Source organism: Streptomyces sp. NPDC058274 (genome assembly GCF_042881375.1).
In the GTDB taxonomy this organism is placed as follows: domain Bacteria; phylum Actinomycetota; class Actinomycetes; order Streptomycetales; family Streptomycetaceae; genus Streptomyces.
In genome coordinates this window covers 658,032-679,124 of record NZ_JBHVXW010000001.1, presented here as the reverse complement: position 1 = coordinate 679,124, position 21,093 = coordinate 658,032, and the positions used below count along the sequence as shown (strand labels likewise).

Annotated in this window: 16 protein-coding genes, 1 other RNA gene and 3 pseudogenes; 8 read left to right on the top strand and 12 right to left on the bottom strand. The window is 72.9% G+C overall.

Annotated features, from left to right (window positions below; genetic code table 11):
* Window positions 1–105: 105 nt before the first annotated feature.
* Window positions 106–1,305: pseudogene (locus ACFVYF_RS03035) on the bottom strand (hypothetical protein); the annotation flags it as partial.
* Between the two features lie 207 nt (window positions 1,306–1,512).
* On the opposite strand from ACFVYF_RS03035, the gene ACFVYF_RS03030 reads away from it, so the two are divergent.
* Genes ACFVYF_RS03030 through ACFVYF_RS03020 form a run of 3 tightly spaced genes read left to right on the top strand, consistent with a single transcriptional unit; the run spans window position 1,513 to window position 4,602 of the window.
* A complete protein-coding gene (locus tag ACFVYF_RS03030) occupies window positions 1,513–2,364 on the top strand; it encodes a Nif3-like dinuclear metal center hexameric protein (RefSeq protein WP_389449824.1) in 852 nt (283 codons plus the stop codon).
* Window positions 2,361–3,104 carry a zinc ribbon domain-containing protein gene (locus tag ACFVYF_RS03025; protein ID WP_389450632.1) on the top strand — a complete coding sequence of 248 codons (744 nt, stop codon included), beginning with the start codon at window positions 2,361–2,363 and terminating at the stop codon, window positions 3,102–3,104. The genes ACFVYF_RS03030 and ACFVYF_RS03025 overlap by 4 nt, the downstream gene beginning before the upstream one ends.
* Window positions 3,105–3,153: 49 nt before the next feature.
* Window positions 3,154–4,602, top strand: a complete 1,449-nt coding sequence (locus ACFVYF_RS03020) for a bifunctional RNase H/acid phosphatase (RefSeq protein WP_389449821.1) — start codon at window positions 3,154–3,156, stop codon at window positions 4,600–4,602.
* A gap of 25 nt (window positions 4,603–4,627) precedes the next feature.
* Here the strand turns inward: ACFVYF_RS03020 and eda are convergent, their stop codons facing one another.
* Window positions 4,628–5,272 carry a bifunctional 4-hydroxy-2-oxoglutarate aldolase/2-dehydro-3-deoxy-phosphogluconate aldolase gene (gene eda / locus ACFVYF_RS03015; RefSeq protein WP_389449818.1) on the bottom strand — a complete coding sequence of 215 codons (645 nt, stop codon included), beginning with the start codon at window positions 5,270–5,272 and terminating at the stop codon, window positions 4,628–4,630.
* 217 nt (window positions 5,273–5,489) lie between these two features.
* Complete coding sequence (yaaA, locus tag ACFVYF_RS03010; protein ID WP_389449815.1) at window positions 5,490–6,290, bottom strand: peroxide stress protein YaaA; 801 nt, start codon at window positions 6,288–6,290, stop codon at window positions 5,490–5,492.
* 370 nt (window positions 6,291–6,660) lie between these two features.
* Here yaaA and ACFVYF_RS03005 point away from each other — a divergent pair, with 370 nt between their 5' ends.
* Window positions 6,661–8,100 carry an RNB domain-containing ribonuclease gene (locus ACFVYF_RS03005; protein WP_389449812.1) on the top strand — a complete coding sequence of 480 codons (1,440 nt, stop codon included), beginning with the start codon at window positions 6,661–6,663 and terminating at the stop codon, window positions 8,098–8,100.
* Window positions 8,101–8,304: 204 nt separating this feature from the next.
* Here ACFVYF_RS03005 and ACFVYF_RS03000 read toward each other — a convergent pair.
* Window positions 8,305–8,567: pseudogene (locus tag ACFVYF_RS03000) on the bottom strand (MerR family transcriptional regulator); the annotation flags it as partial.
* Window positions 8,568–8,624: 57 nt separating this feature from the next.
* Window positions 8,625–10,415 carry an FAD-dependent monooxygenase gene (locus tag ACFVYF_RS02995; RefSeq protein ID WP_389449809.1) on the bottom strand — a complete coding sequence of 597 codons (1,791 nt, stop codon included), beginning with the start codon at window positions 10,413–10,415 and terminating at the stop codon, window positions 8,625–8,627.
* 95 nt (window positions 10,416–10,510) lie between these two features.
* Here ACFVYF_RS02995 and ACFVYF_RS02990 point away from each other — a divergent pair, with 95 nt between their 5' ends.
* The 4 genes and pseudogenes from ACFVYF_RS02990 (at window position 10,511) to rnpB (ending at window position 13,583) form a co-directional block, all read left to right on the top strand.
* On the top strand, window positions 10,511–11,173 hold the full coding sequence (locus ACFVYF_RS02990; RefSeq protein ID WP_389449806.1) for a TetR/AcrR family transcriptional regulator: 663 nt from the start codon (window positions 10,511–10,513) through the stop codon (window positions 11,171–11,173).
* 197 nt (window positions 11,174–11,370) lie between these two features.
* Window positions 11,371–12,195: an AraC family transcriptional regulator gene (locus ACFVYF_RS02985; protein ID WP_389449803.1), complete on the top strand. Its 825-nt coding sequence runs from the start codon at window positions 11,371–11,373 to the stop codon at window positions 12,193–12,195.
* 71 nt (window positions 12,196–12,266) lie between these two features.
* Window positions 12,267–13,046 (top strand): annotated as a pseudogene (locus ACFVYF_RS02980) (DMT family transporter); the annotation flags it as partial.
* 118 nt (window positions 13,047–13,164) lie between these two features.
* Window positions 13,165–13,583, top strand: an RNA gene (gene rnpB / locus ACFVYF_RS02975) — RNase P RNA component class A.
* Between the two features lie 72 nt (window positions 13,584–13,655).
* Here the strand turns inward: rnpB and ACFVYF_RS02970 are convergent.
* The 7 genes from ACFVYF_RS02970 to ACFVYF_RS02940 form a co-directional block, all read right to left on the bottom strand.
* Window positions 13,656–14,912, bottom strand: coding sequence for a cytochrome P450 (locus tag ACFVYF_RS02970; RefSeq protein WP_389449800.1), 1,257 nt, complete (start codon window positions 14,910–14,912; stop codon window positions 13,656–13,658).
* Window positions 14,909–15,496: a GNAT family N-acetyltransferase gene (locus tag ACFVYF_RS02965; protein ID WP_389449797.1), complete on the bottom strand. Its 588-nt coding sequence runs from the start codon at window positions 15,494–15,496 to the stop codon at window positions 14,909–14,911. Before ACFVYF_RS02965 ends, ACFVYF_RS02970 begins: the two co-directional genes overlap by 4 nt.
* Window positions 15,497–15,500: 4 nt before the next feature.
* A complete protein-coding gene (locus tag ACFVYF_RS02960; protein ID WP_389449794.1) occupies window positions 15,501–17,885 on the bottom strand; it encodes a B12-binding domain-containing radical SAM protein in 2,385 nt (794 codons plus the stop codon).
* Between the two features lie 78 nt (window positions 17,886–17,963).
* Window positions 17,964–18,155, bottom strand: coding sequence for a hypothetical protein (locus tag ACFVYF_RS02955; RefSeq protein WP_389449791.1), 192 nt, complete (start codon window positions 18,153–18,155; stop codon window positions 17,964–17,966).
* A 35-nt stretch (window positions 18,156–18,190) separates the two neighbouring features.
* Window positions 18,191–18,403 (bottom strand): hypothetical protein, encoded by a 213-nt coding sequence (locus ACFVYF_RS02950; RefSeq protein ID WP_383287258.1) that lies wholly within the window; start codon window positions 18,401–18,403, stop codon window positions 18,191–18,193.
* A gap of 46 nt (window positions 18,404–18,449) precedes the next feature.
* Window positions 18,450–19,490: a radical SAM/SPASM domain-containing protein gene (locus ACFVYF_RS02945; RefSeq protein ID WP_389449788.1), complete on the bottom strand. Its 1,041-nt coding sequence runs from the start codon at window positions 19,488–19,490 to the stop codon at window positions 18,450–18,452.
* 320 nt (window positions 19,491–19,810) lie between these two features.
* Window positions 19,811–20,872, bottom strand: a complete 1,062-nt coding sequence (locus tag ACFVYF_RS02940) for an aKG-HExxH-type peptide beta-hydroxylase (RefSeq protein WP_389449785.1) — start codon at window positions 20,870–20,872, stop codon at window positions 19,811–19,813.
* Between the last annotated feature and the right edge of the window lie 221 nt (window positions 20,873–21,093).

Genomic DNA, 21,093 nt, shown 5'->3' with positions numbered 1-21,093 from the left:
CGGCCGGTCACCCGCGGCCACCGTCAGCGCCTTCTTGACCGCGGTCAGCGCCACCGGTTTCCCGTCCGCGCCCACCCCTAACCGCCTTCGCCCGGCGGCCGGTCGTCCCGTGAGCGGCGCCTGCTGCAACGGCACGGGCCGCGCCGCGACCGGCTCCGGACGGTCCGCGGCCGCCGGCTCCTCCACGGCGGGCGAACCGGCAGACCCGGTCCCACCCCCTTCGGGACTCCCCGCCCCCGCCCCCGCCGGGGCCACCACCCACGTCACCCCGCACGGCACCGCCGCCGTCGAGTACGGCAGTTGGAGCACACCCTCCGGGGTCCACCGGCCGGCGCCCGCCAACCACCCCTCGGGGGACCGGAGATGGTGGACCTGGCCCTCGGCGGGACGCCAGACGCCCACCCAGGTGCCGGCCTTGCCGTCGATCCGCAGCGCCACCGCGCAGCTCTCCGGCATCAGCACCTGCCCCGGCTGGATCGCGAACGGCGTCAGCCCGCAGTCCCCGAGCCGCAGCGACTCCGGGAAACGGAGGGGCAGCGTGCTCCCCAGCACGCCCCAGCCCAGCCGGTCGTGCCCCGGCGACGGCGCGTCCGAGCGGATCAGCAGCAGCCCGCTGTCCGGGTCCGCGAGCACCAGCCGGTCGTTGCTCTCCTCGGTGATCTGGAGCAGCGGTGACACCTCGCCGCCCCGCTCCAGGTCGACCACCACCGCCTTGGTCCGCCCGTCCAGCTCCCGGTCCAGGGCCAGCAGCCGGCCCGTACGGTCCAGCCACACGCCGCCCGAGCAGCGGCCCGGCACCTCGGCGAGATGCTCGGGTCCGAAGGCGCCGCCCGCGACCAGCCACACCGCGGTCGAGCGCGGGCCGACGGCGAGGGCGTACGCGTGGTCGCCGTCCGGCGCGGGGGGCAGCAGCCGCAGCCGGGTGCCCTCGTCCGGGCACTCCACCGCGCCGAGCAGCAGCTCACCGGTCCCGGGGCCGGTCGGATACAGCAGCGAGAACGCGTGCCGCCCGTCCGTGAGGCGGTGGATCAGCACCCGCCCGTCGGTCAGCGGCTGCACCTCGGTGCCGGGCTCCTCGGGCTGATGGCCCGGCAGCGGTACGGCGTACGGCTCGGGTCCGTCGAGGGTCCAGCGCTCCGGGAACCAGGACTCGCCGTCGAGGGCGAGCCGTGCGCCGTAGCTGCCGTCAGCGGTGATCACGCATCGGGGCCGGGCGGCCCACTCGTTCCCGTTCTCCGCCGCGGACGATGGGGGTTCCCCTTGCTCTTGCGCAGTCGGGAGCTCGGGGGAAACACAGGCCGTCATCGTTCGGTCACCTCCGGCGACGAAACTAGTTTTCGTACGCACAGGCGTGGGACCGCGCGCTGCCGCTTCACACATAAGGGTGGCCATGTCCCGATTCGCCTGAGGGAACAGGGACGGATGTGCTGCGGGGGGAGGCGGGTGGCGGCGGTGGGGACGACCTGACCCGCGGCCGGTCGGACCGGGACGTGAGCCAGGTAGCCTTTCCCCGTGCCCCGTCTGTCTGAAGTCATCGCCGCGCTCGACGCTCTCTGGCCCCCCGAGCGGGCCGAGGGATGGGACGCGGTCGGCACGGTCTGCGGTGACCCCGGCCAGGACGTCACCCGGGTGCTGTTCGCCGTGGACCCCGTCCAGGAGATCGTCGACGAGGCGGTGAAGCTGGGCGCCGGCCTGCTGGTCACCCACCACCCGCTCTATCTCCGCGGTACGACCACGGTCGCGGCGGACCACTTCAAGGGCCGCGTCGTCCACACCCTCATCAAGCACGACGTCGCGCTGCACGTCGCCCACACGAACGCCGACCGCGCGGACCCGGGCGTCTCGGACGCCCTCGCCGGAGCACTTGACCTGCGGGTCGTACGCCCCCTGGTGCCGGACCCGGCCGACCCCGAGGGCCGCCGCGGCCTGGGCCGCGTCTGCGAACTGGACCACCCGCTGACCGTCCGCGACTTCGCCGCCCGCGCCGCCGAGCGGCTGCCGGCCACGGCGCAGGGCATCCGGGTCGCGGGCGACCCCGAGGCGCTGGTGCGGACCGTCGCCGTGAGCGGCGGCTCCGGCGACAGCCTCTTCGACGACGTCCGCGCCGCGGGCGTCGACGCGTTCCTCACCGCGGACCTGCGCCACCATCCGGCCTCCGAAGCCCGCGCCCACAGTCCTCTCGCGCTGCTCGACGCGGCGCACTGGGCCACCGAGTGGCCCTGGTGCGAGCTGGCCGCCGCCCAGCTCGACGAGATTTCCGACCGTCATGGATGGGGACTTCGCGTCCATGTCTCCAAGACGGTCACCGACCCCTGGACCGCCCACGCGGCCTCACCTCTCACACCTGCAGGAGCCCCCAACTGAACGCCGCGCCCGCCGACCAGATCCGACTCCTCGACCTCCAGTCCCTCGACGCCCGCCTGCAGCAGCTGGCCCACAAGCGGAGGTCGCTGCCCGAGCACGCCGAGATCGAGTCGCTGACCAAGGACCTCACGCAGCTGCGTGACCTGCTCGTCGCCGCGCAGACCGAGGAGAGCGACTGCTCCCGCGAGCAGACCAAGGCGGAGCAGGACGTCGACCAGGTGCGCCAGCGCGCCGCCCGCGACCAGAAGCGCCTGGACTCGGGTGCCGTGTCGTCCCCCAAGGACCTGGAGAACCTCCAGCGCGAGATCGCCTCCCTCGCCAAGCGCCAGGGCGACCTGGAGGACGTCGTGCTCGAGGTGATGGAGCGCCGCGAGTCCGCGCAGGAGCGGGTCGCCGAGCTGACCGAGCGGGTCTCCTCCGTCCAGTCGAAGATCGACGACGCGACGGCGCGCCGGGACGAGGCCTTCGAGTCGTTCGACGGCGAGGCGGCCACGGTGACGAAGGAGCGCGAGGTCGTCGCGGGCTCCGTCCCCGCCGACCTGCTGAAGCTCTACGACAAGCTCCGCCAGCAGCAGGGCGGGGTCGGCGCGGCCCGGCTCTACCAGCGCCGCTGCGAGGGCTGCCGGCTGGAGCTGAACATCACCGAGGTCAACGAGGTGAAGGCCGCCTCCCCGGACACGGTGCTGCGCTGCGAGAACTGCCGCCGCATCCTGGTGCGCACGTCCGAGTCCGGCCTGTAGGAACCAGGGCCCAGGAAGCCACAGAGCCCAGAGAGCAAGGAACCACGGCGTGCGGGAGTTCATCGTCGAGGCCGACGGGGGTTCCCGGGGCAACCCGGGGCCCGCGGGTTACGGCGCCGTGGTGATCGACGCGGCCACGGGGGAGACCCTGGCGGAGGCCGCCGAGTACCTCGGCACCGCCACGAACAACGTCGCGGAGTACCGGGGGCTGGTGGCCGGGCTGCGTGCCGCCCGTGAGCTGGACCCGACCGCGTCGGTGCGGGTCCGGATGGACTCCAAGCTCGTCGTCGAGCAGATGTCGGGCCGCTGGAAGATCAAGCACCCCGACATGCGGCCCCTCGCGGCCGAGGCCGCCCGGATCCTGCCGCCCTCGCAGGTCACCTACGAGTGGATCCCGCGCGAGCGGAACAAGCACGCGGACCGGCTCGCCAACGAGGCGATGGACGCGGGCAAGCGGGGCGAGCAGTGGTCGCCGTCGCACTCGACGGCGGACCTCGACGCCCGCGCTTCGAGAGCCGCGACGCCCGAGCCGTCGGGCCCGCCGGGCGACGCGGCAGCGGGCGCCGCCAAGGCCCGCGCGGCCCTGTCCCCACGCCCGTCTTCCGGCTCGGCGCCTGCTGCCGGCGCGGCCACCGCTTCGGCACCCTCCTCCGCTCCGGAGCCTGCCCCCGGCTTGCCCGAATCGGCCCCGGCCGGCTCCCCCTCCGATTCCGAAGTAACCCCCCGCCGGGGAGCGGCCGACCCTCCCGCCGGCGGAATCCCGGGCGCCGGCGCCGGCGCCGGCATCGGTGAGGTGCGGGCGGCTGCCGACGTGCGGGCGGCTGCCGACGTGCGGGCCGCGCGGAACGTCGCCGCCGGGCCGCCCGCCGATCTGGGGACGCCCGCCACCTTCGTACTGCTGCGGCACGGGGAGACCCCGCTGACGCCGCAGAAGCGGTTCTCCGGGAGTGGGGGGAGCGATCCCGCCCTGTCGGACATCGGGCGGGAACAGGCCGGGCGCGTGGCCTCAGCGCTTGCCGCGCGCGGCACGATCCGGGCGATCGTGTCGTCGCCGCTGGCCCGGTGCCGGCAGACCGCGGGGATCGTCGCCGCCCGCCTCGGGCTGGACGTCGTCGTCGAGGACGGGCTGCGCGAGACCGATTTCGGGGCGTGGGAGGGGCTGACCTTCGGGGAGGCGCGCGAGCGGTACCCCGACGACCTGAACGCCTGGCTGGCCTCGCCGGAGGCCGAACCGACCGGCGGCGGCGAGAGTTTCGCGGCCGTGGCCCACCGGGTCGCCGCGGCCCGGGACGAGCTCACCGCCGCGTACGCCGGCCGCACCGTCCTGCTCGTCTCGCACGTGACGCCGATCAAGACCCTCGTACGCCTCGCGCTGGGCGCCCCACCCGAGTCCCTGTTCCGGATGGAACTGTCGGCGGCCTCGCTGTCGGCGGTGGCGTACTACGCCGACGGGAACGCCAGCCTCCGGCTCCTCAACGACACCTCCCACCTGCGCTGACCTCGGCCGCGCGGGCCCTGTCCGCTCAGGTGCGCAGCGCGGCCGCCTCCCGTGCCAGCGCCTCGACACGGTCCCAGTCGCGGGCCGCGATCGCCTCCGCGGGGAGCATCCAACTCCCGCCCACGCAACCGACGTTGGGCAGCGCCAGATAGTCCGGCGCGGAGGCGAGGCCGATCCCGCCCGTCGGGCAGAAGCGGGCCTGCGGCAGCGGTCCGGCGAGGGACGTCAGATACGCCGTACCGCCCGCGGCCTCGGCCGGGAAGAACTTCATCTCGTGCACCCCGCGCTCCAGCAGTGCCACCACCTCCGACGTGGTGGACACCCCCGGCAGGAACGGCAGCCCGGACGCCTGCATGGCGTCGAGCAGGACGTCCGTCCAGCCGGGACTGACCAGGAAGCGCGCGCCCGCGGCCACGGAGTCCGCCACCTGCGCGGGCGTGATGACGGTGCCCGCGCCCACCACCGCGTCCGGGACCTCCGCCGCGATCGCCCGGATGGCGTCCGTCGCGGCAGGCGTCCGGAGCGTCACCTCGATCACCGGCAGCCCGCCGGCCACCAGCGCCCGGGCGAGAGGTACGGCGTCGGCCGCGTCCCGCACGACGACCACGGGGACGACGGGCGCGAGATCCAGCACGGAGACAGCGGGCGACGGGGGCAGCGGCGAGGTCATGCCCACATCCTGCCCGGGGGGTGCAGCATGCGCAAAGGTCGTTGCGCATGCTGCAATGGATGATTTCGGGCCGCGACTCAGTGCCGGCCGCCGTGCGCCGCCTGCGACAACCGCCGAGGGCTCAGCGCACGGTCTGACGGCCCCACGGGTCGGCTCGGGGTGCGCACCGCGCGGACCGGCTCCCCGCACCCCTCCTGTGACAGCCCCGCGAGCCGGCTCAGTGGATCTCCGTCACCACCACGTCGAGATTCCACGGCCGGCCGGGCTTCGAGGGTGCCTCGGCCTCCACCGCGTACCCGAGGTCCCGCAGCGCCTCCACCAGCTCCGCCGGATCCTTCGGCGCGGCGCCGGCCATCAGCAGACTGCGGACGATCTTGCCCTTCGTCGCTTTGTTGAAGTGGCTGACGACGGACCGCTTCTCGACCCCGTCGACCAGCTGCGAGTGCAGCACCCGAACCGTCGCCGTGCGCCCGGCGACCTCGCCCTTCGGCTTCCAGGCGGCCGCGTACGCGGAGGACCGCAGGTCGAGTACGAGTCCGGACCCGGCCGCCTCGGGCAGCGCCGCCGCCATCGGCGTACGCCAGTACGCGCTCAGCGCCCCGAGAGCCGGCAGCTTCACCCCCATCGAGCAGCGGTACGACGGAATCCGGTCCGTCACCCGGACCGCGCCCCACAGACCCGAGAACACGAGCAGCGAACGGCCGGCGCGCCGTTTGGCCGCGGTGTCCAGCGAGGCCAGGTCCAGGGCGTCGTACAGGACCCCCGTGTAGATCTCCCCGGCCGGCCGCGCGCCCGCGGTCCGCAGCTCCGTGTTCTTGGCGATCTCGCCGCGCAGACCCTCGCTCAGGCCGAGCACCACGCGCGCCTTCTCCTCGTCGCCGGCGCACAGCTCCACCAGCTCGTCGAGGACGGCCTGGCGCGCCTCGGTGAGCCCGGGCAGCGACAGCGACTCCAGCTTCAGCGCGGTACCTCGGCCGGACGGGGCCTTTCCCTCGGAGGGCGGCAGCAGGACGAGCACGGTGATGTCTCCTAACAGTGGGATGGCCCGGCGCCAGGGTACGGGGTGCGGCCGGCCCGGCCCCGCACCTGGGGGTTCCGGCCCCGGACCCCTGTTCCTCCCGTGTTTCTCCCGTCTTCCTCCCGTGCTTCTCCCGAAGGGACTCCGCCCCAGGCTGCCGTGCGGCCCTATCGGCTCGCCCCAGGCTGCCGTGCGGACCTATCGGCTCGCCGCAGGCTGCCGTGCGCCACGATCGCCCGTACTGGCAGCTGTGCGGCACGATCGGCCCGTACCGGTTGCCGTTCCGCCGCACGGCCCGTACCGGCTGGCGTGCGGCCCGAGCGCCCGTCCGCGAACGGCGGGCGGGCCGGTTTCTGCCTACGCTCGCTGTATGCCTCGCCGCCATATCCGTGTCACCGGCGCAGCCGAGGCCCCGCTGCGGGCCGCGCTGCGTGCGTTGCGTACCGAGCTAGAGGTGCCCGAGAGCTTCCCCGCCGACGTCCTCGCGGAGGCCGAGCGGGCCGCCGGGGCACCCCGTCTGCCGTCGTACGACGCGACGGACGTGCCCCTGTTCACCATCGACCCGCCGACGTCCACCGACCTCGACCAGGCGATGCACCTCTCCCGCCGCCCGGGCGGCTACCGCGTCCGGTACGCGATCGCCGACGTCGCCGCGTTCGTCGGCCCCGGGAGTGTGCTGGACGCCGAGGCCCACCGCCGGGTCACCACCCTGTACTTCCCGGACGAGAAGGTGCCGCTGCACCCGACCCGGCTGTCCGAGGGCGCCGCGAGCCTGCTGCCCGGCCAGACGTGCCCCGCGGTGCTGTGGACGATCGACCTCGACGCGGACGGCCGTACGGACACCGTCGATGTCCGCCGGGCCCTCGTCCGCAGTCGCGCCAAGCTCGACTACGCACACGTGCAGAAGGAGCTCGACGCGGGGACAGCGGAGGAACCGCTGGCCCTCCTCAAGGACGTGGGGCTGCTGCGCGAGCGCCTGGAGGTGGAGCGCGGCGGCATCTCCCTGAACGTCCCCGAGCAGGAGATCGTCGAGCGCGACCACGCCTACGAACTCGCCTTCCGTGCCCCGCTGCCGGCCGACGGCTGGAACGCGCAGATCTCCCTGCTCACGGGCATGGCGGCGGCCGATCTCATGCTCGCGCACGGCACCGGCGTCCTGCGCACCCTCCCGGCCGCGCCCGACGGTGCGGTCGGCCGGCTGCGCCGCACCGCGAAGGCCCTGCGCATCGACTGGCCGCACCATGTCTCGTACGCACAGCTCATCCGCTCCCTCGACCCGCACCTGCCGCACCACGCGGCGTTCCTCCAGGAGTGCACGACGCTGCTGCGCGGCGCGGGCTACACCGTCTTCCGTGACGGCGTCCTCCCCGAGGTCACCTCGCATGCCGCCGTCGCCGCGCCCTACGCCCACTGCACCGCCCCGCTGCGCCGGCTCGTCGACCGCTACGCCTCGGAGATCTGCCTCGCGGCCGCCGCCGGCCAGGCACCGCCCGACTGGGTGCTCGCCGCCCTCGGAGAACTCCCCAAGGAGATGGCCGAGGGCACCCGGCGCGCCGGCACCGTCGAGCGCGAGTGCGTCGACATCGTCGAGGCCGCGCTGCTCAAGGATCGCGTCGGCGACATCTTCGACGCCTGCGTGGTGGACGTTCAGGAGCGCGAACCCACCGTCGGAACCATCCAGTTGGAGGTCCCGGCCGTCGTCGCCCGCGTCGAGGGCGGCACGGCCCGGCTGCCGCTGGGGGAGCGGCTGCGGGTCCGTCTCACCCAGGCGGATCCGGGCACGGCGAAGGTACGGTTCGCCCCTGCCTGACCGCCTGGACGAACCCGTCCGCCGCGTCGGCGTGCAGCCGGACGAGCCGGACGTCCTGGCGCCGGCCCAGGAAGGTGAAGTGGGCTATGGGGACGGCCAGTTCGAGGGTGCCCCTGCTCGCCGCGCGGTCGGCGGGGTCGGCGCCCGCCAGCGCGTCGAGCAGGGCGTACGCCTCGTGCGCCCGCTCCACCGGGCCCGGCGCCTCGCCCAGGTCCTCGTCCAGCTCCGCGAGCACCCCGGCCAGGTCGCGGCCCGCGTCGTCCGCCACAACGTCCCGCACCTCCGCCGGCCCGAGCCCCAGTTCGGTCGGCCGCCGGATCCGGGCGAGCACGACGGCGTGCCGCAGCGCGTAGTGCCGGTACCCGTTCGGCTGCCGCTCCGGCTCGGGCAGCAGCCCCAGGTGGTGGTAATGCCGCACGGCCCGCGTCGTGACTGCGACGGCCGCGGCGGAGTTCTCCGATCGGCATGGGATCAGTAGAAACGTTGACGTTGCGGCAGGGTCAAGCTCGCGGGGCCGCGCGGTGTCATCGGAGGACGGGTGACCCGAACCACCGTTCCAGGGCGTCGACGAGCGCGTCCTCGCTCGACGTACCGTCCGCCGCCCACGCCGTGATCCCGTCCGGGCGGACGAGCAGTCCCGCCAGTTCCGGCCGGGCGGGGCAGCCGGTGACGACGACGTCCACCCGGTCGCCGTAGCCCTCGGCGCGGGCCCGGAGCTTCGGGTCGTCGGCGAGGTCGAGCAGCAGGGCCCGCCCGCCGTGGAGGTGGTCGGCGAGCCGGCCGCCGTCGGCGAGTTCGAGGTCGGGCGCGCTGCGGCCGACCAGCGGGTGGCCGCCGGGCAGGTCGTAGCGCTGAAGAACACCGGAGATCTGCCGGACGAGGTACGTCGTCCCGGTGACCGTCTCCGCCAGGTCGGTGACCACCTTGCGCAGGGCGCGCGCGTGCGGGTCGGGACGCATCAGCGCGATCTGGGCCCGGGTCCAGTCGAGCACCCAGGCGCCGACGGGATGCCGTTCGGAGGTGTACGAGTCCAGCAGCCCCTCCGGCGCGCCGCCCCGCACGACCGCGGCGAGCTTCCAGCCCAGGTTCATCGCGTCCCCGATGCCCAGGTTCAGCCCCTGCCCGCCGAAGGGGGAGTGCACATGCGCCGCGTCGCCCGCCAGCAGCACCCGGCCGGCGCGGTACGAGGATGCCTGGCGGGCGTTGTCCGTGAACCGGGTCGCCGAGTGCACCTTCGTCACCGTGACGTCCGTGCCGGAGACGTACCGCAGGCTCGTCTGCAACTCCTCGGCGGTGACGGGTGTTTCCCGGTCCGCCGGCGGTCCGTCGAACTCCACGGTGAGGATCCGGCCGGGCACCGGACCGTGCGCGTAGGTCCCGGTGTCCGTCGTGTTCCAGCCGCTCTTCAGCCCCTCGGCGCCAGTCATTTCGACGATCGCCTGATGACCGGTTATCTCCGGCGGCGTGCCGTCGAACTGGAAACCGGCGAGCTTGCGGACCGTGCTGCGGCCGCCGTCGCAGCCCACGAGCCAGGCTGCGCGGACCGTCTCCGACGGGGGCTTGTCCGTGCGGTGACCTGTCGCAGACCGAGGCCTGTCCGTGGGGTGGTCTGTCTTCGTCCCGGGTTCGTCGGTGCGGGGGAGTGCTTCCGTCCCGGGTTCGTCCGTGGGGTGGTCTGTCTTCGTCCCGGGTTCGTCCGTGCGGGGGAGTGCTTCCGTCCCGGGTTCGTCGGTGCGGTGGAGTGCCTCCGTCCCGGGTTCGTCCGTGCGCTCGATGTGCACCGTCACCCCGTCGGCGTTCGCCTCGAAGCCGGTGACCTCAGCGTTTCGGCGCAGCTCGACGCCGAGCCGTGCCGCGCGCTCCGCGAGCAGCCGTTCGAGCGCCGCCTGCGGGACGAGGCCGACCCCGCCCGCGGGGCCGACGTCGGCGAAGGCCGGATCCGACTCGTCGAAGAGGCCGGCGCTGAGCATGATCCCGGCGAAGTGTCCGGCGAACTTGGGAGGCGGCGTGGGGGCCGCCTCGGCGCCGTCACCAGTGCCGCCCCGTTCCCGCAGGAACGCCCGGAAGCGGCTCAGCGCCTGCTCCTGCACCTCGGCCAGGGCGGGCAGCATGCCCCGCCGGTCCAGGGCCACAGCGGTGGGCGCGTTGACGGCCCCCGCCTTGATCGTCTCGTCCACCGCGGAGAGCCGCTCGACGACGAGCACCCGCCCTGCCCCGCCGAGTCGCAGCTCGCAGGCGAGCAGCAGCCCGACCGGCCCGGCTCCGGACACCACCACGTCGTACTCGGTCTCCGCGTTCCCCATGTCTGAGTCCATGACTTCACTGTAGTCACTAAAAAATTATATCCGCTATATCTTTCGGCTATGGTTTCCTCCGTACCGTGGGCAAGCCGACGAAGGAGGAGCGACCGGTGGCCGAAGACGCTCAGCTCCCGCCAGACGCCGAACTCTCGCTGCGGGAGCGCAAGAAGCGGGCGACCCGGCAGCGGATCTCCGACATCGCGACGCCGCTGATCGTGGCGCGCGGGTTCGACAACGTGACCGTCACCGAGATCGCCCGGGCCGCGGACGTCTCCGCCATGACCGTCTTCAACTACTTCCCGCGCAAGGAGGACCTCTTCCTCGACCGCATCCCCGAGGCCGTCGAGATGTTCACCGAGGCCGTACGTCAGCGGGGTCCCGGCGAGACACCGCTCGCCGCGCTGCGACGCCTGGTCCTGGAACTCCTCGACGCACGGCATCCGTTGTCCGGCGTCGACGACGACTTCCCGCCCTTCTGGCACGTCGTGCTCGACTCACCGGCACTGCGGGCACGAGCCCGCGAGGGGGTCGAGGAGCTGGAGACCGCGCTGGCCGATGCGCTGACGGAGACGTCCGCTGCCATCCCCGGCTCTCCGGACCCCGGCCTCGCCGCCGCGCTGATCGTCGCCGCGTACCGGTCGGTGTACGTCACCTCGGCGGGCCGCCTGCTCGCGGGGGAGCGGGCGGACGACATCGCCGAGGATCACCGGGCGCGGGTGGGCGCCGCGTTCGACGCGCTGGAGCGGGCGTTCGCGCCGGAGCGGACGGGCTGACGGCGTCGCCGTTGGCCTCGGGTGTCGGAGCCGCCGGCCGCCGCACCGCGCCACTACCCCGCCCCCGCCCCCGACCCCGGCATAGATCCGAGGCATCCGGGCGTTGCCCCCACAGGAGCCGACCGACGACGGGTCGGACCGGGGGAGCAGGCGGAGCAACCGTGAGAACAGCGATAACCGTGAAAACAGCGATATCCGTGAGAACCGTGAGAGAAGAAGCGCTGTGGACGCGGGCCACGCTCGGCCGCGAAGGGCCGCCTCTCGACCTGCTGACCGCCCGCTTCGACCGCCACCGCTACGCCCCGCACGCCCACGAGGAGTTCACCGTCGGTGTATGCGTCGGCGGCGCCGAGGTCATCGACTACCGCGGCGGCCGGATCCGTACGGGCCCGGGCTCGATCGTCGTACTCGCCCCCGGAGAGGTGCACACCGGAGGCCCCGCGGCCTGTGACGGGTACGCGTACCGCGCCCTCTATCCGGACGCCACGCTGCTCACCGAGGGCACCCTGTCCGCACCGCACTTCCGCGAGCCCCTCCTCGACGACCCCGAACTCGCCGCGGCCCTGCGCACCGCGCACACCGAACTGAGCGCCTGCCCCGACCCGTTGGAGGCCGAGTCCCGCCTCCCCTGGCTGCTCACCGCCCTCGCCCGGCGCCACTCCACGGCCCGGCCGGTGAGCGACAGGGTCCCGGGAGCGGGCGCCGTCGCCCTCGCCGTACGCGACCGGCTCGCCGACGAGCTCCTGGCCCCGCCGTCGCTCGCCGACCTCGCGGCCGACCTCGGGCTGTCCCGCTACCAGCTCCTGCGCGCCTTCCGTACGACGATGGGAATGCCGCCGTACGCCTGGCTCGCCCAGCACCGGGTCAACCGGGCGCGCGGCCTGCTGGAGGCCGGGCACCGCCCCGCCGAGGTCGCCGGCCTGGTGGGCTTCGCGGACCAGGCACACCTGACACGCTGGTTCCGCAGAGTGCTCGGGGTGACCCCGGCGGCATACCGAGCGAGCGTGGCGGGCACGGCGTAGACGGAAAGGGTTGCCGGGCTCGCGCAACAGCGTTCAAGACACCGCACCGCTCTGCGGCCGAAACTCGGCCCATGACTGCACGCGGCTGGCTCCTCTTCTCCCTGATGGGAGTCCTCTGGGGCATCCCCTATCTGATGATCAAAGTGGCGGTGGACGGGGTCTCTCCGTCGATGGTCGTGTTCGCGCGATGTGCGCTCGGCGCGGCCCTGCTGCTGCCGTTCGCGGTACGGCAGGGCGGGCTGACCGCCGTCGTACGGTCGCACTGGCGTCCCATGCTGGCCTTCGCCTGTATCGAGATCATCGGCCCCTGGTGGACCCTGACGGACGCGGAGCGCCATCTCTCCAGCTCCACGGCGGGCCTGCTGATCGCGGGCGTTCCGATCGTGGGGATCGTCCTGGCCCGCTTCTTCGGCGACACGGAACGGCTCGGCGCCCGCCGTACGGTGGGGCTGGCCCTGGGCCTGGCGGGGGTCGCGACCCTGACGGTCCCGCACCTGACCGGCGGCGACGCCCGGTCGCTGGTGGAGGTGTTCCTGACGGTCCTCGGGTACGCCACCGCCCCCCTGATCATCGCCCGCCACCTCAAGCAGGTGCCGACGCTCCAGCTGATCGCCCCGTGCCTGCTCCTGGCGACCGTGGTCTACGCCCCGGCGGCGGCCGTGACCTGGCCGTCCTCCGTTCCTTCGACCTCGGTCCTGGCATCCCTGGCCGGCCTGGGCGTCATCTGCACCGCCCTCGCGTTCGTGGTCTTCCTCGAACTGATCCGCGAGGCCGGCCCGACCCGCGCGGTGGTGTTCACGTACGTCAACCCGGCGGTGGCGGTGGCGGCCGGGGTGCTGTTCCTGGACGAGTCGCTGACGGTCACGGTCGGGGCGGCCTTCGCCCTGATCCTGGCGGGCTCGGTCCTGGCCACGGCGGCCTCGGGACGGGGACGGTCCGGGCGCCCGGTAGCATGGTCGACACGGCAGACGAGCCGGGCGGACGGCCGCGTGGAGGTTCTTGTGGACCTCCCCGAGGAACGTCCGGGCTCCACAGGGCAGGGTGGTGGCTAACGGCCACCCGGGGTGACCCGCGGGACAGTGCCACAGAAAACAGACCGCCGGGGCTGCGCTCTTGAAAGAGGGCGCTCCCCGGTAAGGGTGAAACGGTGGTGTAAGAGACCACCAGTGCCCAGGGCGACCTGGGCAGCTAGGTAAACCCCACCCGGAGCAAGGTCAAAAGGAGCACCGTAAAACGTGCTCTGCGCGGACGTTCGAGGGCTGCCCGCCCGAGTCCGCGGGTAGACCGCACGAGACCGGCGGCAACGCCGGTCCTAGATGGATGGCCGTCTCCCCGGCCGCCGCGAGGCGGTCGAGTGACAGAACCCGGCGTATAGCCCGACTCGTCTGCCGCCCCGCCCGCGGGGTTCACCTCGGGGACGGGGCGACGTGCCCCTCGAGTCGGCTGGGTGACCGGAAGGTTCACCCCGGGGACCGGGCGACGCGAACCCCGAGCCGCCTGGGTGACCGGAAGCCGCGTCCGATCGGGCCGGCGGAGTCCAGGGCCCATCCAGGGGACCGGTCGGGCAGGAGCACGTCGATCAGCGCGGACAGCATCTGGTCCGCCTCCAGGGCGGCGAGGTGTCGGCCGAGGCAGGTGTGGGGGCCGGTTCCCATGGCCAGGCTCGGCTGCGGCTCGCGCCGGGGGTCGAAGCGCTCCGGGTGAGTCCACCGGGTCTCGTCGCGGTTGGCCGAGGCGAGGTTGACGCACACCAGGTCGCCGCGCCGGATCGCCTGGCCGCAGAGCACGGTGTCGGTGGTGCAGCGGCGCAGCACCCAGGTCAGGGGGCATTCCCAGCGCCAGCACTCCTGGAAGACCGAGGAGGCCGCGGACGGGTCCGTGCGCAGCAGGTCCGCGACGGAGCCGTCGGTGAGGGTCGCGTACATCAGGGTCGCGAGGGAACGGAACGGCGGCTCCGTGCCGGTGGACAGCAACAGCCGTACAGCGGGGAGCAGTTCAGGTCCGCTCCCGATCTCGGGATTCTCCGTGCCCAGGAGCAGGTCCACGAGACCACCGGAAACCCATGCCGACGGCGTGTCGAGCAACTCCTCCACGGCCGTCGAGATCCGGCCGCCGGTGTCGTCGAGCAGGCCGACCGCCCAGGTGTACAGCGTGCCGATCCGTGTGCCGGGAGGGAAGCCGATCATGCGCGCGATGGTGGTCAGGGCCACCGGGAAGGCCACCTCCGCGACCAGGTCGCCTCCGCCGCGTGCGGCGACGGCGGTGAGTGCGGCGGCCGTGTCCGAGCGGACCGCGTCGCGGAGGGCGAGGACCGCCTGCCGGTTGAAGCCGCCGTGGAGGACGTTCCGCCAGATCCTGTGCTCCTGGTGGTCCATCTGGAGGAAGGACCTGCCGATCAGGCGGCCCATGCTCTCGTCGTACGCCGACGACGAGAAGGTGTCCTCGTCCCGCAGGACCGCCTCGGCGTCCGCGAACGAGAGCACATGCCAGACGAGGGTGGCCGTCTCCTCGGGCACGTCCACGCCGGCCATCACCCGCTCCAGCGTCGACCTCTGCACGGCGCCCCGCCGGCGCAGCTCCGCGAACTCGGCGTGCGGATCACCGGCCGCCGGGCACGTCGCGTCGCCGTCGAAGGCACGGACCAGCGCGTACGCCTCGGCGATGTCCTCCTGAACGCTGTCCGGGCCGGCGTCGAGGAGCGCGGGCACCGTCGTCATGACGCACCCCGGTCCCGGTGACCGGTACCAGCGGGCGCCTCGTTCAGATCCCGTACGGCGGTGCACAGGCCCGTCTCGGCGGGGAAGCGGAGCCGGTTGCCCACCGTCGGGGCGGCGTCCTGCGGCGGCGCCTGCACCTCGAAGCCCAGCTTCTCCAGAAACGCGATGCCGGGAGCCCAGTCCTGCGGGCAGGTGGCGGTCACGCGGGACAGCCCCTGCGCCGCGGCCTCCTGGAGGAGATGCCGGGCCGCCGATGTGCCCACGCCGGCGCGCCGCACCTCCGGGTCGAGGAGGAACAGCCCGACCGAAAGGGTGCGGTCGTCGGGATGGGCGGCCGTGGCGTCGACCACGCCCACCACATCCGCCCCCCGGCACAGCACCAGCAGGTGCTTCTGTGCGAAGTCCGCGCCCTCGGGCAGGGAGTAGTACAGACTCTGCACGTCCGCCGGCAGGGCTGTGGAGCCGGTGGCCGCGATCAGGTAGTCGTCACAGGCCGCGAGCACGCGGGCAACGCCGGGCTCGTCCTCGGGCAGCATCGGGCGCGCCGTCAGCGACGCCTTGCCGGAGATCCGGAACCGTTCCATCGCACTACACCGCCTGTCCCTGGGTGAGGTACCGCGGTCGCGGCCGTCCGGCGCCGGCCGCGTCGCGGTACAGGAATCCGTAGCGGACCAGTGCGTCGGTGACGGCGTCCCGTGACGCCTCCGACGCGGTCGTCTCGCCGTACCGCCGGCGTTGCCAGGTGTCGACGGCGGTGCCCCGGAGCCGGATCGTCACTCCCGTGATGGGGTTGGAAAGGTGGTGGGCTCCGTCGCCGCTGTCCAGCCCGATGCCGATCTCGGCGCGGAGCACGGCGGCCGGCGCCGTCGTCAGCCGTCGTGAGGACACCAGGAAACCGTGCCGGAGCAGCAGTGCGGCCGTGGCGGCGGGCTCGGAGCCGAGGTAGTGGCAGTCCCGGTCGGCCAGCCACTCCTCCAGGTCGCGCAGGGACAGGCCGTCCAGTTCCTGCCAAGCGGTGTCGCCCTTCCAGTTGAGCTGGAGGAACCTGTCCCCGGCCGGGTTGTACAGCGCCATCGCCGGATCGGTGTCCGTCTCCGTCGCCGTCCAGGGCACCCGGGTGAACGTCACGCCGGGGGCGATGCCCAGCCGGGCGTCCGGTTCCGGTGGGGGCCAGTCGAAGAGCGGGACGGGGGGTGCCTCGGGCAGGGGAGCCCCGACGCAGGCCCGGAGGAACGTGAACTCCTCGATCTCCCGCGCCATGGGGTCGCGCGCCGCGCGGAACCAGACAGTCGTGTCGCCGGCGGACCCGGCCGCGTCCTCGGCGACCGCGAGGGTGTCCTGCTGGGACAGGCCCGCGTCGGTGCGGTAGTTGCGGCTCAGGCTCAGGTCGTCGCCGGGGTCGGGGGGCTCGATGTGGACGCCGAACTCCTCCGGCCGGGTGCCGACGGGAGAGTGCACGTCAAGGACGAAGGGTGAGCCGCCCCAGGTCGTGTGCGCGATGCCGTACCGCTCGATGGACAGGCGCCGGACGGCCTCCGCGAACTCCACCGTGTGTGCGGCCTCCTCCCGGGTCTCCCCGGGAAAGCCGTGGATGACGAAGAGGTGGATCGGTACCCCGGCCTCCAGCATCGCGGCGATGTTCCGGTGGCCGTCCTCGATCCGCGTGCCCTTGCGCATCAGGTCCAGGACGCGCTGACTCGTCGACTCCAGGCCGAAGTTCATCCGGCGGCAGCCCGAGTCGTGCAGGAGCCGCGCGAGTTCGTCGTCCAGGCCACCGGCGAAGCGGGTCTCGCCGTACCAGAACACGTCGGGGGAGGTGGTCACGAGCGCCTCGCCTACGTTGCGCAGGGTGCGCAGGCTCATGATCTCGTCGACGAACATGAAGTACGGGGAGCCGTGGTCCGCCCGCAGCTGGGCCACCTCCCCGGCGACGGCGGCGGCGGGCCGCTGCCGGAAGGAGTTGCTCGCGAACGGGATCGAGCAGAAAGCGCAGTCCCAGGGGCAGCTGCGGGAGGCGAAGACGGGCAGGATCGGCCCCGGGGCGAGGTACTTGCCCAGCGGAAGGGCGTCGTAGGCCGGCTTCGCCGCGGCCGAGATGTCGGCGCTGCGCCGCGGTGTACGCAGCAGGATGCCGCCGCCGTCCCAGACGGCTCCGGGGATCCGCTCCCGGAAGTCGGCTCCCTCCGCCGTCCCTTCGCCGAGGCCGTCGATGACGGCCGCGAGCGCACCCTCGCCCTCTCCGGTCACCACGGTGTCGACGTAGTCGAAGAGCGCGTGCCGGTGCTGCCAGCGGTCGACGAGCCGGGTGGCGTAGTTGCCCCCGAGGACCACGTGGACGTCGGGGCGCATCTCCCGCAGCATGCCGAGGAACGTGACCCCGGCGATCAGCTGGGTGTCGGCGGACATGCTCACGCCGACGACACCGACCGCGGGGTCGAGGAAGAGGTCGCGGTCGAGCATCCGGTCGAAGGCCCAGCGGTAGGGGTTGCCCTCGGGGTCGCCGCTCGCCGCCAGGACCTGGGCCGTCGACTCGGCCGAGTACGTCGAGGTGTTGGAGACCAGGTCGAAGTCGCAGTGGGGGAAGGCCCCCGAGATCAGCCACAGCGCGTCGCGCAGGGTGCGGCGGGCCGAGTGGAACGCGGCAGGGTCGTGCAGGGTGTCCAGGGACCTCAGCCGCGCCTTCGCCTCCTCGACACCCCGGATCGCGGACGGGGCGACCAGGAGCCCACGCCGGCGCGCCCATTCGTCCTCCAGGTCCACCGTCGCGCGCGTGGCCGTCTTCTCCCGCAGCTCCTCCAGAGCCGCGGCCGAGAGCATCCAGTCGATGCACTCGATGCTCAGGTCGTAGGCGGTGGCCTCGTGGCCGCGTGCGCGGAGGTCTCCCAGGAGCAGGGGCACCGCGAGGTGCGGGGCGTACGCGTTCCACAGGGGCGGGTTCACCAGAACGGTCTTCGTGCCCATCGTCTTCCCCATCGGTCCGTCCTCCTGGTGAGACCGGCACCCGGACGGTGTGTCCGGGTGCCGGCCGGGGCGACACGGGTCGGGCCCGCGTCACTTCTGGTCGTCCGCCTCCGCCTCCGGCGTGGCGCCGGACGTGTCCGGGCGCTTGGCCTTCATCGACGGCAGCAGGGCGTACTGCGCACCAGTGCGCACTTCCGGCTGTACCACCTCGACCGCGGGTCCTTCACCGGTCGCGCCGGCCGCTGCCATGAGGTGCTCAAGGTCCGTCTTCTTCTTCGTCATCACTTCACCTCCCTTCCGCGAAACGAACGGGTCGTTCACGCGGTGGCGACCAGCTCCCCTTCGAGGAGTTGTGCCATCGCCGACTCGAACGCCTCCTGGAGTTCCGGTTCACCGATCCGGCCTTTGTTGAGCTCCTTGAACGAGGCGAAGATCTGCGAACCGGAGGATCCGTCGCACAGCTCCACGACCACCCAGGCCACCGGGTTCAGGTAGTGGATGGCGGGCTTGCGCGGTGTGTAGGCGAGCATGCAGTTCCACTCCGGGATGGGGCGGAACCTGGCGTGGGGGCTCTGCTCAAAGCAGTCGGCTCGTTGCCGGTACGGCGGGGCGGACCCGCCGGTCCTCGAGGTCGTCGGGGAGCTGAGAGACATCGATCCCTCCGTTGGTCGTGGTGCAGAACGGGTCGGGGGCGTCCCAGCGGCCGGTGAAGGCGAACGCCGTCGACCTGCATCCGCCGGACGATCCCTGGGTCTCCTCGCAGGACTCGCAGCCGCCGTCCACGTGACCGGAGCGGTTGTGCACGTAGACGGGGTCGTTCCAGGTGGTCAGCCAGCTGACCTCGCGGACGTTGCCGTAGTCGGTGTAGTCCCGCAGGTAGGCGCAGCCGACGGAGCGGCCGGTGGCGTCCACGCCGGCGTTCTGCCAGCAGCAGTTGCCGTCCTTGGGGTGCCAGGAGGTCATCAGGTGCACCGAGTCGGGTACCTGCAGCGCATCCAGCGCGGCCATCTGGTCGGGCAGCCGCAGGGCCAGGTCGTGCCACTGGGTGCGAGCCCGGCCCAGGGGGTACAGGCGAAGGACTCCGACCCGCGGGACGCCGAGTTCGGCGGCGAGGTCGAGCACGCCCTGGAGTTCGTCCACGTTGCGCCGCGTCATGATGATGAGCAGGGAGACGGGGAGTCCGGCCGACAGGGCGTTCCGCACTCCCTGGACGGTCCGGTCGAAGCTGCCGGGAACCTGCACGTGCCAGTCGTGGGTGTCCGCGGTGGCTCCGAGGACGTCCACGTACACCTCGCCGATCCCGATCTCCTTCAGCCGGGCCGCGACTTCGGGGGTCAGCAGGGTGGCGTTGGTGCGCAGCCGGGTCATCACGTGCGGAGTCAGTTCGGCGAGGAGGTCCAGGGCATCCGGGCGGTTGAGCGGTTCGCCGCCCTCCACGAAGACCTCGATCACTCCGGAGTCGGCCATCTCCCGGATGAGCGTCGCGTACTCGGCCCGGCGCATCTCCTCGCTGCGGGGCTCGGCCGCGCAGTCGCCGTAGCACTGACGGCACTTGAGGTTGCACGACTGTGTGACCTGCAACCAGCTCTTGAGGGGCTCGTTGAGTACCAGTTCCATGGGTCTCCGTCCTGATCGGCACCGTGTGGTTCGTGCGCTGAGGTGTGCCGGCCCGGCGCGAGGGCGTCGATGACCGGTGCGGACACGGCGCGCCTGCGACCGTGAGGGGCGCACAGTGTGCCGCGGTGCGGTGTGTGGGCGTGGTGGCGAGGGCTCGCGGGCCCACACCAGGGAGGGCCGGCCCGGCAGGCGCCGGGAAGGGACTCAGGCGGTCTCCGTGCCGGAGGCGGCCCGCGGTGTGCACGGCGGTGCGGTACGGCTCGGACGGCCGTGGATTCCGGCGCGGCCGCAGGCCCGGCCGGTGACGCCCCGGCGACCGGTTACGACGTCACCCGCTCGTGGACGCGGGCAGGCGGTCCGGACCGGGTCCGGTGCACCTCCGTCAGCCAGTGCAGGAAGTCCCTGCCCGCCGGGCCGAGACACTCCTCGGCGTGCCGGGCGACCTTGTCGAGCAGGCTGGTGGCCCGGAACGAGGCCGTCTCCGCGGACTGCCCGAGATCGGGATTCCCGCTGTCGTGGGCGCGCTGCCCGAACCAGGCGCACAGGTGGACGTAGACGTGGGCGGCGGCCAGGGCCCGGTCGACGGGCCATCGGGAGACCTGGGAGGTTCTGTGCCACTCGGGCGCCACCGTGGGCGCGGTGGCCGTGTCGTAGGCCGGGGCGAAGATCGACCGGGTCGCCTGGAGGTCGTAGAGGCGCAGATGCACGAACTCGTGGACCAGCGCCTCGGCCAGCCGCTCGGGGGTCCGCATGCAGCGGACGGCCACGAACGCGGCGCCGGGGATCTCGCGGGTCGACGCGCTGTCGAAGGCGTCGGGGCCGTCGACCGCTATGACGTAACGGGCGTGCCGCAGCAGGCCGGTGCACAGGTCGGGGGCGGTGGCCAGCATCAGTTCCACAGCCGCGCGAAGGGTCGCGGTCCGCTCGGCGGTGAGGCCCGTCAGGGTGTCGGCGCCGGGGCCTGCGCTGAGGTGGCGGCGGAAGAGGGCCTCGAACGCCCGGTGGACTTCGGCCGGCAGAGCGGGGTCCGTGAGCAGGTGCACCCGGTGGCCGGGCAGTTCAACCGTCTGCCGGACGCCCGCGCTCTCCTCCTCCGCCGCGAGCGTTCCGCCGAGGAGGGGCCCGTCCGCGAGCGAGGCGATTTCCGCTGTGCAGGCGCGGGGGTCCCGAATTCTGCGCAGCGCCCCGTCTAGTTCATGGCGGACGGTGGGTTCCAAAGCGGTGTCGCGAGAAATCCGGCGACCTGCGGAATCGACCGGCAGAATGTCCGGCGCGACGCATTCGAGCAGGAAGTCGTAGGTCTCGTATAACCGGTCGAGAATAGCGGTCGATTGAGCGAAGACGGGGTGCTCGGCGAGCGTGACGAGTGCAGGTTCTTGCATACAGTGGCCCCTGTCGGAGGACATCCCCTGCTTGCCGCGGAATGCGATGAACGTCATGGGCAGGATTGTGCCAACGGTGCTTGTTGCAAAGGTGCGTTGACGCCGGATTCGCAACTGGCGACTCATCGAAGCTGCCACGGGAGAGAAAGCCGCGTCAAGCATCTCGAGCGGCCGGGACGAAAAAATCCGCCGCTCTGTGAAAAGAGTGCAAAGACCGCCCG